The sequence below is a fragment of the Pseudomonas sp. MD195_PC81_125 genome (assembly GCF_014060985.1).
Classification (GTDB): domain Bacteria; phylum Pseudomonadota; class Gammaproteobacteria; order Pseudomonadales; family Pseudomonadaceae; genus Aquipseudomonas; species Aquipseudomonas parakoreensis.
On record NZ_JABULD010000575.1, the window covers coordinates 1 to 10,977 of the forward strand.

Consider the following 10,977-nt stretch of genomic DNA (forward strand, 5'->3'; position numbering starts at 1 on the left):
AAAAAGTCAAAAAGATCGCAGCCTTCGGCAGCTCCTACAAAGGGAGCTCAGGCATCCTTCAGGATTCCTCTTTACCCAGCCAGCGATAGATTCCGCCGCCCACCACCGCGCCCAGCAGCGGCGCGACCCAGAACATCCACAACTGTGCGATCGCCCAGCCGCCGACCATCAGCGCCGGCCCGGTGCTGCGCGCCGGGTTGACCGAGGTGTTGGTGACCGGGATCGAGATCAGGTGAATCAACGTCAGACCCAGGCCGATGGCGATCGGTGCAAGGCCCGCCGGAGCGCGTTTGTCGGTAGCGCCGAGGATGATGATCACGAACATGGCGGTCATCACCAACTCGGTGACAAAGCCTGCGGCCATCGAGTATTTGCCCGGCGAGTGCTCGCCATACCCGTTGGAGGCCAGACCTGCGGCAATATCGAAACCCTCCTTGCCGCTGGCAATGTGCGCAATCAGCGCCGCGGCGAGAATCGCGCCGAGCACCTGCGCGATGATATAGGCGGGCAACTCTTTGGCCGGAAACCGGCCGCCAACGAACAGACCGACCGAGACGGCCGGGTTGAGATGACATCCGCTGATGTGGCCAATGGCGAACGCCATGGTCAGCACCGTCAGACCAAACGCCAGGGCCACCCCCAGCACTCCAATGCCCAAGGGCGAAGACGCAGCGAGTACTGCGCTGCCGCATCCACCCAGAACCAGCCAGAACGTACCCAACAACTCAGTAACTGAACGTTTGAACAGAGACATGAGAGAGTCCTTGATAGGCGTGCTATCGAGACTGTATCGAGTTGTGCTTCCTTGCAGATTTACGACAGGTTCCGTGCTGGAACCTTGGCTGAGTACAGCAGGCTTTGGATGGATTGCCAGCAGACATGAAAAAACCGCCAGAGCCCATGGTTGGCGGGCTGGGGCGGTTTTTTGGCGGACAAACATTGCGTGGCGAGGGAGCTTGCTCCCGCTGGACAGCGAAGCTGTCCCAAAACTATCTGCACCGGTAGTGTCAGACTCGCACAGTTGGCGGGCTTTGCGCCTGCTGCGCAGTCGAGCGGGAGCAAGCTCCTCGCCACAAAAGTTCACAAAGTCAGATTTTTTGTGATCAATCGATGCCGACAAATCCTCCGGTCTGGTGCGCCCACAACCGCGCATACAACCCGCGATGGGCGAGCAATTCGGCGTGGGTGCCGCTCTCGGCGATCTTGCCGTTTTCCAGCACCACCAGCCGATCCATGCGGGCGATGGTCGAGAGGCGGTGAGCGATGGCGATCACGGTTTTGCCTTGCATCAGGGTTTCGAGGCTTTCCTGGATCGCTGCTTCGACTTCCGAATCCAGTGCCGAGGTTGCTTCGTCCATGATCAGGATCGGCGCGTCCTTGAGCAGCACCCGGGCAATCGCGATGCGCTGGCGCTGGCCGCCGGACAGTTTCACCCCGCGCTCGCCGACGTGTGCATCGAAACCGGTGCGGCCCTCGGCGTCCGACAGCAACGGAATGAACTCGTCGGCGCGAGCCTTGTGCACCGCATCCCAGAGTTCGGCGTCGGTGGCGTCAGGCTTGCCGTACAGCAAGTTGTCGCGGATCGAGCGGTGCAGCAGGGAGGTGTCCTGCGTGATCATGCCGATCCGTGCGCGCAGGCTTTCCTGGCCGACTTCGGCGATGTTCTGCCCATCGATCAGGATCCGTCCACCCTCGACGTCGTACAGGCGCAGCAGCAGGTTGACCAACGTCGATTTGCCGGCGCCGGACGGCCCGATCAAACCGATTTTCTCGCCGGGTTTGATGGTCAGGTTGAGGTCGCCGATGATGCCTTTCTTCTTGCCGTAGTGAAAATCCACATGCTCGAAACGCACTTCGCCACGGGCCACCGCCAGTGGTTTGGCCTGTTCGCGATCAGTGACGCTGACCGGTTGCGAAATGGTCTGCAGACCGTCCTGCACCATGCCGATGTTTTCGAAGATGCCGGTGACCACCCACATGATCCAGCCGGACATGTTGACGATGCGAATCACCAGACCCGTAGCCAGCGCGATAGCGCCGACCGTGATCAACGACTGCGTCCACAGCCACAGCGCCAGCGCGGTGGTGCCGACGATCAGCAGACCGTTCATGGCGGTGATTGCCACGTCCATGCTGGTCACCACGCGGCCGGCCATCTGCGCCTTGACCGTCTGTTCCTCGATGGCTTCCCTGGCGTAATGCTGTTCGAAATTGGTGTGGGCAAACAGCTTCAGCGTGGCGATGTTGGTGTAGCCGTCGACGATCCGCCCCATCAGTTTCGAGCGCGCATCGGAGGCCTCCACCGAGCGGTCCTTGACCCGTGGCACGAAGTAATACAGGGCGCCGATGTAGGCGGCGATCCAGGTCAGCAACGGGATCATCAGGCGCCAGTCGGCTTCGGCGAACAGCACCAGCGAACTGATCGCGTAGATCACCACATGCCACAGCGCGTCGACCGCTTGCACGGCGGAGTCACGCAGCGAGTTGCCGGTCTGCATGATGCGTTGGGGCGATGCGCCCGGCGAAGTCGTTCTGGAAGAAATTCAGGCTTTGTTTGAGCACATAGCTGTGATTCTGCCAGCGGATCATGCTGGTCATCCCCGGGCTCAGGGTCTGGTGCACCAGCAGGTCGTGCAGGCCGAAAAAGATCGGTCGCAGTACCAGCGCAACCACCACCATCCACGTCAGTTCGAGGGCGTGGTCGCTGAAGAAATTCGGGTTGGGCGTGCCTTGGGCCAGGTCGATGATGCGGCTCAGGTAACTGAACAGCGCCACTTCGATCAACGCAGCAAACAGACCGACCACCAACAGAGCGGCAAAGCTCGGCCAGACTTGTTTCAGGTAATAGGTATAGAAGGGCAGCACGCGATTGGGCGGAGCCGCCGTCGGAGCATCGCGGAATATGTCGATCAGTTGTTCGAAACGGCGATAGAGCATCAGATAACCGCCCGGAGGCCGGGCTCTCCTTTTATCGGTGTGAGCGGCGTGGCGTCAGGCCTGCGCCGCTCGAAACGCCCTGTACAGCTTAGTCGATGACTTTGGCCGACTTGATGATCACAGGGTCGGAAGGCACGTTCTGCATGCCCTGTTTGGTGGTGGTTTGCGAGTTGACGATGATGTCGACCACGTCCATGCCTTTGACCACTTTGGCGAATACCGCGTAACCGGCGTCACGGCCCGGATCGAGGAAGGCGTTGTCGGCCACGTTGATGAAGAACTGGCTGGTGGCCGAATCAGGGTTGGAGGTGCGTGCCATCGACAGCGTGCCGCGAACGTTATGCAGACCGTTGCTGGCTTCGTTCTTGATCGGCGCCTTGGTTTCTTTCTGCTGCATCTGTGGCGTGAAACCGCCGCCCTGAGCCATGAAGCCCGGGATCACGCGGTGGAAAATGGTGTTGGTGTAAAAGCCGCTGTTGACGTAATCCAGAAAGTTTTTGGTACTGATCGGCGCCTTGACCGGGTCCAGTTCGATTTCGATCTGGCCGTTGGTGGTGTCCAGCAGCACGTGCGGCGCTTTTGCCGGCGTGGCAGCCATCAGGTTGGCAGCGAACAGCACAGTGCCGGCGGCGAGGGCGAGTTTTTTCAGCATGGGTCAGTGATCCTGAGATTGAATGTCGGCTGCGGCGAGAAACTCCAGCAGCGTTTGATTGAAACGTTCGGGTTGATCGAGCGGGGTGGCGTGGCGCGAATCGGCGATGACCACCAGCCGCGCATCGGGCAGCAGTTTTACATAGGTTTCTTTCAGCGCCACCGGTGTGTAGTCACGGTCGGCAGTGACGATGAGGGTTGGACAGGTCACCCGGGAAAGTCGTTCCTGAACGCCCCAGCCAACAATCGCATCGAAGCTGGCGAGATAAGCACGTTTGTCGTTTTTTGCCCAGCGCTCGGCCATTTTCTGCCGCAAATCAGCCTGTTCCGGTTTTGGAAAAAGTTTGCCGCCCAGCGCCTTGCCGATGGTTGCCAGGCTCAGCACACGCATCAGGCTCCAGCGTTTGAACCACTGCCAGTAATCGTCGCGACTGCGGAGTTTGACTTCGGGGGCGCTGTTGACGATGGTCAGGCTTTTGAGCAGGTGAGGGTGATCGACACCGAACTGGAAACCGATCATCCCGCCCATCGACAGCCCGACGTAATGCACCGGACCGAGGTTCAGGTGCTCGATCAACGCCAGCAGGTCAGCGCTGAAACCGGCGATGCTGTAGCGCTCGCGGGGTTTGTCCGAGCGACCGTGACCGCGTATATCCGGGACGATCACCCGGTAATGCGCCGACAGCGCTGGAATCTGCATTTCCCAGTCCAGGGTGCTCGAGCCGAGCCCGTGAACCAGCAGCAACGGCGTACCGTGGCCATATTCCTCGTAGTGCAGGTTGCAACCTTCGTGCTCGAAATACGCCATCGGTGAACTCCGTGTCAGGCTTGTTCGGGGGCGGCGAACGGTGCGTCCAGCGGCAAGGTGTCGAAGGTGCGCAGCAGTTCGATGAGGATTTGTGTCGCCGGGCCCAGCGGTTTGTCCTTGTTCGAGTAGAGATAGAAACTCGGGTTGCGGCTGCCGCCCTGAACCAACGGTAGCAGCTTGAGCGTGCCTTCCTTCAATTCACGTTCGATCATGTGTCGGGGCAACCAGGCGAAACCCAGGCCGCTGCTGACGAACGTTGCGGCAGTGGCAAGGCTGCCGACCGTCCAGCGCTGTTCGGCACCCAGCCAGCCGACGTCGCGTGGCTGCTGGCGCCCGGAGTCGCGAATCACCACTTGCATCTGGGTTTCCAGATCCTGGAAGCTCAGTTCGCGATTGAGCCGATGCAAGGCGTGGTCCGGGTGGGCGACGGCAACAAACTCGACATCGCTCAATTCCGCACCGAGATAGCCGGGAATGCTCAGACCGGTGATCGCCAGATCGGCCACGCCTTCCAGCAGCACTTCTTCGACCCCCGACAACACCTCCTCGCGCAGGCGCACGCGGCAGCCACGACTTTGCGGCATGAACGCGGTCAGCGCCCGGACGATGCGTGCGCTCGGGTAGGCCGCATCAACCACCAGCCGCACCTCGGCCTCCCAACCTTGCTCCATGTGGTGGGCGAGGTCTTCCAGTTGGCTGGCCTGTTTCACCAGTTGCCGCGAGCGGCGCAACAATACGCCACCGGCTTCGGTGAGTACCGCCTTACGCCCGTCAATGCGCAGCAAGGGCACGCCGAGCTGGTCCTGCATGCGGGCGACGGTGTAACTCACCGACGATTGCGAACGGTGCAGTGCCTCGGCGGCTTGGGCGAAGCCGCCGTGATCGACCACGGCCTGCAATGTTCGCCATTGATCAAGGGTCACGCGGGGCGCTTTCATCAATAGCTCCTCTTGTCCTAAGCTGGCCATCCCTCATGGAGACTGGCGAATGAAAAAATTCTGTTGTGTGTTGCTGGCGCTGCTGCCGCTGACAGCGTTTGCTTACCCGATCGATGTGCAGAAAAATCTCAATGGCTTGAAGATCGACTACGAAACCTATGACACCGACAAGGACATCGGCTCCATAAAAGTGGTCAACTTCGGTGATGTCGATGCCGTCTGCAAAGCCGTTTTCAACAATGGCCCGGAAGCGCCACGTACGCGCAACATCGAAGTCCCGGCCCGCAAGCATACGAACGCCACGGCCAAGTTCTCTCGCGAGATCATCAGGCTGCGCATTGAACTGAGTTGCAGCCCGAAATAACACCGTCAATCCCTTGTGGGAGCGAGCTTGCTCGCGAATTGGCCGTTTCAGTCGACATCATTGTTGAATGACACACCGCTTTCGCGAGCAAGCTCGATCCCACAGGGGCTAAGTGCATCTAAACGAATTATTCGATGCTTTGCAGCAATTATTTGCGCTTTTTCATCGATACAACCCTGTTTAACCTTCACTCCATCGACCTACAACATTCTCGGATGGAGACTACACACCATGTCCCGCGTTCTGATCATCGAAAGCAGCGCCCGCCAGCAAGACTCGGTTTCCCGTCAACTGACCCAGACCTTCATCGGCCAGTGGAAGTCCGCGCACCCCAACGATCAGATCACCGTGCGTGACCTCGCCGTGAACCCGGTACCCCACCTGGACGCCAATCTGCTGGGCGGCTGGATGAAGTCTGCCGAACAGCGCAACGCCGACGAACAATCGTCGCTGGACCGCTCCAACGAATTGACCGAGGAGTTGCTGGCCGCCGACGTATTGGTGATGGCGGCGCCGATGTACAACTTCGCGATCCCGAGCACTCTGAAAGCCTGGCTCGACCACGTGCTGCGTGCAGGCGTGACGTTCAAGTACACCGAAACCGGCCCGCAAGGCCTGCTCAGCGGCAAACGTGCCTACGTACTTACCGCTCGCGGCGGGATCTACGCCGGCGGCCCGGCCGACCATCAGGAACCGTACCTGCGCCAGGTCATGGGCTTCATCGGCATCCACGACGTGACCTTCATTCACGCCGAAGGCATGAACCTGGGCGGCGACTTCCAGGAGAAGGGCTTGAATCAGGCCAACGCCAAACTGTCCCAGGTCGCTTGATGGGTTAATCGCCAGATAATCGCCGCTTGTTTAAGTGACCTGGCGCAACCCCTTCAAGGCTCTACGCGCATCGAACCTCCCTTTGCACTTTTTGCTCCTGAGTGCTGTAGCCCGATTGAACGCTTTAGCGAGATCGGGCTTTTTTTTTGTCTGGGATTTCTCTGATTCACTGCTCTCCCTGTAGGAGCTGCCGCAGGCTGCGATCTTTTGCTTTTCAAGGTTTGTCGGCGACCTGGGGCACTTGCGGCAACGCCGCACCTTTAGGCCAGAGCATCCAGATCTGCCCCTGCTGTTTCATGTCCCCGGCCAGTTGCCCGGCTGCGTCGCCGGTGCCCCAGAACAAGTCCGCGCGCACCTCGCCGGCAATCGCGCCGCCAGTGTCCTGCGCCGCGACCGGGCGAACCAGAGCGGTGCCATCCGGACGGGTGGTCGACAACCACAGCAGACTGCCCAACGGAATCACCTTGCGATCCACCGCCGCGCTATAGCCGGCCGTCAGCGGTACGTTCAACGAGCCGCGCGGGCCTTCATTGCTGTCCGGGTTGCGAGTGAAAAACACGTAGCTCGGGTTGCTGCCCAGCAGCTCCGGAATGCGCGACGGGTTGGCCTTGGCCCAATTGCTGATCGCGCTCATGGTCACGTCTTCTTTCTTCAACTCGCCCTGTTCCACCAGCCAGCGGCCGATCGGCCGGTACGGGTGGCCATTCTGGTCGGCGTAGGCGATGCGCAGTTGTTTGCCGTCCGTTGTCTGAATCCGCCCGGAGCCCTGAATCTGCAGGAATTGCAGGTTCATCGGATCGGTCAGGTACGCCACCACCGGGGCTTTGACGCCTTTGGATTCGATGGTTGCGGCGTCGTCATACGGCTTGAGCACCCGACCTTCGAGGCGACCGCGCAGGCGCTTGCCCTTGAGTTCGGGGTAAATGCTGTCCAGCGACACGATGATCATGTCTTCGGGCACACCATAGACCGGCACGTTGGCTGTTTCGGTGGGGGTCAGGCTGCCGGGGTAGACCGGCTCGTAGTAACCGGTGATCAGGCCGTTGGGGTTGTCGTGTTCGGCGCGCAACCCGAACACGTCGAGGTTCTGCTTGAGGAACGCGCGAATCTCGTTGGCGCTTTGCGGCACGCTGGCGGCTGCCGCGCAGGTGCCACCCCAGATCGGATCAGCCTTGAGTCGGGTGCAGGCGCTGCGCCACGAGCCGAAACCGGCGACCAGGTCGCTGTCGGACACCGCCGGCAAGGATTCCCAGGTGGCGCTGGAATAAGTCGCCAAGGCGTGGGTTTTCGGTTTGGCATTGTCGCCGCCCGTACAGCCAGCAAGGATAGCCAGCAGCGGCAGGGTTGCGATCAGCGGGTGACGCCAGGCCTTGAAACGGTGGTTCATGGAGTGATTCCTGTGCCGGTTGCCCGAGTGCTCCATGCGCTCGGGCAACCCGTATTTTTAATAGGGCTATTGGTGTTTGACGGCGACGCGAGGATACTGGCCGCCGAATTCCGTGACCTGAAGCCACCATGACTCTTAAAAGAATTGCTGTTGTATTGCTGGCCTGTCTGACCTTGTCCGCCTGTGGCGGCGTCGATCCGAATTCGCCGCTGGGTCAACGCAAGGCGATCTTCAAGCAGATGCTCAAGACCGGTGAAGACCTGGGCGGCATGTTGCGCGGGCGCATTCCGTTCGACGGGCCGAAATTCGCCGAGGGTGCGGTGAAACTTGATGCGTTGTCCCATGAACCGTGGAAGCATTTCCCGCAGGTGCGCGAAGAAGATCACACCAGCGCCAGGGACGATGTCTGGCTGCGTCAGGCCCGCTTTCAGGAACTGGCCCGCAACCTTGAGGCGGCCACCGGTGAACTGGTGATCGCCAGCAAGGTTCAGCCGTACAAGGCCAGCAACCTGGGGCCGGCGGTGCAGAAAGTCGAAGATGCCTGCAGCGCTTGCCATAAAGAGTTTCGGGACCATTGAACTGCTGAGCAATTGTGGCGAGGGGATTTAGCGAAACGTCGCACCGCCCCGATCGGCGGCGAAGCCGTCGTGAACCTGCTGTTCTTTCTGAAAGACTCGGTTGAATGGTTTTGGGGCTGCTGCGCAGCCCATCGGGGATAAATCCCCTCACCACATAAATCTCCCTCACCAAACCTTCGGTTACTTGTCAATCTGGTCCAGCGCATCCTGCAGTTCTTTGCGCGACTCGGCGAGTTTGTTTTTGCGCTTGTCGATCTTCTCCGGATCACCTTTCTTCATCGCCTTGTCGAGATCAGCCTGACGTTTGCTGACTTCGTGCTTGGCTTCCAGCACCTTGTTCTCGCGTTCTTTCTTCAGGCCCGCATCGGTGCAGTTTTTCGTCACTTCCTCCAGAGCGGTTTGCAGACCGGCCTGCTGGTCGGTGTTGCCTCGGGATTTGGCTTGTTCGATCTGATTGATGATGCCCTGCTTCTTCGCGGCGCAACCGGTCAGGCCCGGTGCATCTTCGTCGGCCATCGCAGGTGCGGCCAAAACGCCACAGAGGGTCAGCAAGGCGAGCGGTGCAAGAAATTTCATAAAAGCTCCATGTGCGAAGGCAATCGGGTCGGTGGCACTGCGCTGTTTGAGCGTCTGACGTTCCTTCGGTTCCCGGCTGCCGGGATTGCGTGATCAGAAGCCGTCGATTCCGGCGGCGCGTAATGTGTCACTCAAGGCCAGCACCTGCGGGTCGCGGAAGAATGCGCTCAATTGCGCCGCGCGGCCCGGGCCGATTCCGGCTTCTGCTTGCCATTGTTCGGTGTTGCGTTGTGCCAGCGCCTGCCACGAGTCGGCCAGTTGTGCCTGACCGGTGGGCGGTAAACCCAATGCTTTGAGCCACTGCGTGAACGGTCGTTGGCGGGCGCTGTGAAAACTGTTGATCAGACGTGCGCTGCTGCGCTCGCCGAAGCCGGCAATGTTAGCAAGCTCTGGCTCGTCGAGGGTCAACCAATCCAGCAGGTTGTTCAGGCGGCCTGTTTCCAGAAGTTTCTCCCAGGTGCCGCGCCCGACATTCTGCAGCGCCAGGCCTTGTTTGCCACTGAGCCAGGTCAGGCGCGCGAGAAACTGGCTTTCACAACCGGGTGTCGGTTGCCAGCAACTCAAGGCGTGGAAGTCGCGCGTGTCGGGAATGTCGAGGGCGGCTCGTTCGGTAGTGCGCAGCACCACACTGTCGAGTCGCGGGATGGTCAACCCGGCCAGGCTGATTGCCACTTGATCGCCGGGGCGGATATCCAGCGCCTGCCAGCGCTTGAGTGAACCGGCGCCGACGCGTTTGATCTCGCGGTCATCGAGCATCACCGGCGACAACTCCAATACCGGCGTGATGCGTCCACTGCGGCCGACCTTGAAATTCACTTTGCGCACCTCGGCCAGCGCTCGGGTAAACGGGTATTTCCAGGCGACGGCCCAGTAGGGCGCGCTTGCCTGCCAGCGCTCGGCCGGTGGGCGCTGGCTCTGGCGCAGGACAATGCCGTCAGTAGCGAACGGCAGGGGCGATCGATACCAGTACTCCCGCCATTTTTGCGCGTCGGCAAGGTTGGTGATCGCCTGACTGAATGGCGCTGTCGTGGCAAAGCCCAATGTCGCTAGCGTCGATATTCTTTCCGGCAGACTCGCCGGCCCTTGCGGCCAGTCCCAGACGAACAGGCCGATTCCGGCCGCCTGTTCGGCATTCAAGGTTTTGCGGCTCATCAGCCCGGCAACCGTGGCGCGGGCTTTGACGCTGCCGGCGCTGGCTTGCACATGTTGATTCAGGCGCCAGTAGAGTTCGCCCTGCACCAGCAAGTCCAGCGGTTGAGTCAGTCGTTGCGGAATGGCGCCGATCTTTTGCGCCGACGCTGTCCAGTCCTGACCGCTGATGCCGTCACCGCGACTGATCGCTTGCTGCAACAAGCCGCGACGGTAAATCAGCGTGACGGCCACACCGTCGACCTTGGGTTGTACCCAGACATCCTGCCGATTCTTCAACCACGCTTGAACGGCGGCGGCTTCGTGAAGCTTGTCCAGACCGGTGTGGGCGACCGGATGCGCGACGGAGCCAGACACGCTGCGCAACGGTTCGGGCGCTGCGGGCTGCTGGAAGCACTGGCGCCATTGGTTGAGCCGCAGGCGCGATTGATCGTAGAGCTCGTCGGCAATCAGCGAGCGACCTTGGCGGTGGTAGGCGTTGTCCCATTGATCGATCTGCAGTTGCAGGGCCGAGATTTCAGTTTTTGCTCTGCTGGTAGACCAGTCGGGGCAGGCTGAGTAAGCGATCAGAGGGATGAAGCTCAGCAGAACAGCGGAAAACAGGCGCAGCGTGGCAAGCATTTTGAGCGTCCTTGCTCAGGGGGAATGTTTGAAGGCTAGGCGAGGATTGCGGGTCGGGTAGCCTGGGTGTTTTGCGGGGTGTTGCGCAGCGTTAAAGTCAAAAAGATCGCAGCCTTTCGGCAGCTCCYTACAGGGGG

The 10,977-nt window shown here is 60.5% G+C and carries 10 protein-coding genes and 1 pseudogene; 3 read left to right on the forward strand and 8 right to left on the reverse strand.

Annotation, left to right across the window (positions count from 1 at the left end):
- Positions 1–58: 58 nt before the first annotated feature.
- From aqpZ to HT737_RS22965, 5 genes and pseudogenes are all read right to left on the reverse strand, one after another.
- On the reverse strand, positions 59–754 hold the full coding sequence (aqpZ, locus tag HT737_RS22945; protein WP_041070268.1) for an aquaporin Z: 696 nt from the start codon (positions 752–754) through the stop codon (positions 59–61).
- 349 nt (positions 755–1,103) lie between these two features.
- Positions 1,104–2,937: pseudogene (locus HT737_RS22950) on the reverse strand (ABC transporter ATP-binding protein).
- Positions 2,938–3,025: 88 nt separating this feature from the next.
- On the reverse strand, positions 3,026–3,589 hold the full coding sequence (locus tag HT737_RS22955; RefSeq protein ID WP_047292371.1) for a peptidylprolyl isomerase: 564 nt from the start codon (positions 3,587–3,589) through the stop codon (positions 3,026–3,028).
- Positions 3,590–3,592: 3 nt separating this feature from the next.
- On the reverse strand, positions 3,593–4,396 hold the full coding sequence (locus HT737_RS22960) for an alpha/beta fold hydrolase (protein ID WP_047292373.1): 804 nt from the start codon (positions 4,394–4,396) through the stop codon (positions 3,593–3,595).
- Between the two features lie 14 nt (positions 4,397–4,410).
- Positions 4,411–5,334: a LysR family transcriptional regulator gene (locus HT737_RS22965; RefSeq protein ID WP_041070257.1), complete on the reverse strand. Its 924-nt coding sequence runs from the start codon at positions 5,332–5,334 to the stop codon at positions 4,411–4,413.
- Between the two features lie 49 nt (positions 5,335–5,383).
- On the opposite strand from HT737_RS22965, the gene HT737_RS22970 reads away from it, so the two are divergent.
- Positions 5,384–5,698 carry a 3-phosphoglycerate kinase gene (locus tag HT737_RS22970; protein ID WP_108181980.1) on the forward strand — a complete coding sequence of 105 codons (315 nt, stop codon included), beginning with the start codon at positions 5,384–5,386 and terminating at the stop codon, positions 5,696–5,698.
- A gap of 231 nt (positions 5,699–5,929) precedes the next feature.
- Positions 5,930–6,529: an FMN-dependent NADH-azoreductase gene (locus HT737_RS22975; protein WP_182404064.1), complete on the forward strand. Its 600-nt coding sequence runs from the start codon at positions 5,930–5,932 to the stop codon at positions 6,527–6,529.
- Positions 6,530–6,743: 214 nt separating this feature from the next.
- Here the strand turns inward: HT737_RS22975 and HT737_RS22980 are convergent, their stop codons facing one another.
- The gene (locus tag HT737_RS22980) at positions 6,744–7,916 is read right to left on the reverse strand and encodes a murein transglycosylase A (RefSeq protein ID WP_182404065.1); all 1,173 of its coding nucleotides are present in this window, start codon (positions 7,914–7,916) and stop codon (positions 6,744–6,746) included.
- A gap of 128 nt (positions 7,917–8,044) precedes the next feature.
- On the opposite strand from HT737_RS22980, the gene HT737_RS22985 reads away from it, so the two are divergent.
- Complete coding sequence (locus HT737_RS22985) at positions 8,045–8,494, forward strand: cytochrome c (RefSeq protein WP_121187609.1); 450 nt, start codon at positions 8,045–8,047, stop codon at positions 8,492–8,494.
- A 180-nt stretch (positions 8,495–8,674) separates the two neighbouring features.
- Here the strand turns inward: HT737_RS22985 and HT737_RS22990 are convergent, their stop codons facing one another.
- Together HT737_RS22990 and ligB are read right to left on the reverse strand one after the other, a co-directional pair.
- The gene (locus HT737_RS22990) at positions 8,675–9,070 is read right to left on the reverse strand and encodes a DUF1090 domain-containing protein (RefSeq protein ID WP_047297103.1); all 396 of its coding nucleotides are present in this window, start codon (positions 9,068–9,070) and stop codon (positions 8,675–8,677) included.
- Positions 9,071–9,163: 93 nt separating this feature from the next.
- Positions 9,164–10,840, reverse strand: coding sequence for an NAD-dependent DNA ligase LigB (gene ligB / locus HT737_RS22995; protein WP_182404066.1), 1,677 nt, complete (start codon positions 10,838–10,840; stop codon positions 9,164–9,166).
- Between the last annotated feature and the right edge of the window lie 137 nt (positions 10,841–10,977).

Bases quoted from the DNA above. Each gene is read 5' to 3' on its own strand.
- aqpZ (WP_041070268.1), bottom strand. From the start codon at position 754: ATGTCTCTGTTCAAACGTTCAGTTACTGAGTTGTTGGGTACGTTCTGG.
- HT737_RS22955 (WP_047292371.1), bottom strand. From the start codon at position 3,589: ATGCTGAAAAAACTCGCCCTCGCCGCCGGCACTGTGCTGTTCGCTGCC.
- HT737_RS22960 (WP_047292373.1), bottom strand. From the start codon at position 4,396: ATGGCGTATTTCGAGCACGAAGGTTGCAACCTGCACTACGAGGAATAT.
- HT737_RS22965 (WP_041070257.1), bottom strand. From the start codon at position 5,334: ATGAAAGCGCCCCGCGTGACCCTTGATCAATGGCGAACATTGCAGGCC.
- HT737_RS22970 (WP_108181980.1), top strand. From the start codon at position 5,384: ATGAAAAAATTCTGTTGTGTGTTGCTGGCGCTGCTGCCGCTGACAGCG.
- HT737_RS22975 (WP_182404064.1), top strand. From the start codon at position 5,930: ATGTCCCGCGTTCTGATCATCGAAAGCAGCGCCCGCCAGCAAGACTCG.
- HT737_RS22980 (WP_182404065.1), bottom strand. From the start codon at position 7,916: ATGAACCACCGTTTCAAGGCCTGGCGTCACCCGCTGATCGCAACCCTG.
- HT737_RS22985 (WP_121187609.1), top strand. From the start codon at position 8,045: ATGACTCTTAAAAGAATTGCTGTTGTATTGCTGGCCTGTCTGACCTTG.
- HT737_RS22990 (WP_047297103.1), bottom strand. From the start codon at position 9,070: ATGAAATTTCTTGCACCGCTCGCCTTGCTGACCCTCTGTGGCGTTTTG.
- ligB (WP_182404066.1), bottom strand. From the start codon at position 10,840: ATGCTTGCCACGCTGCGCCTGTTTTCCGCTGTTCTGCTGAGCTTCATC.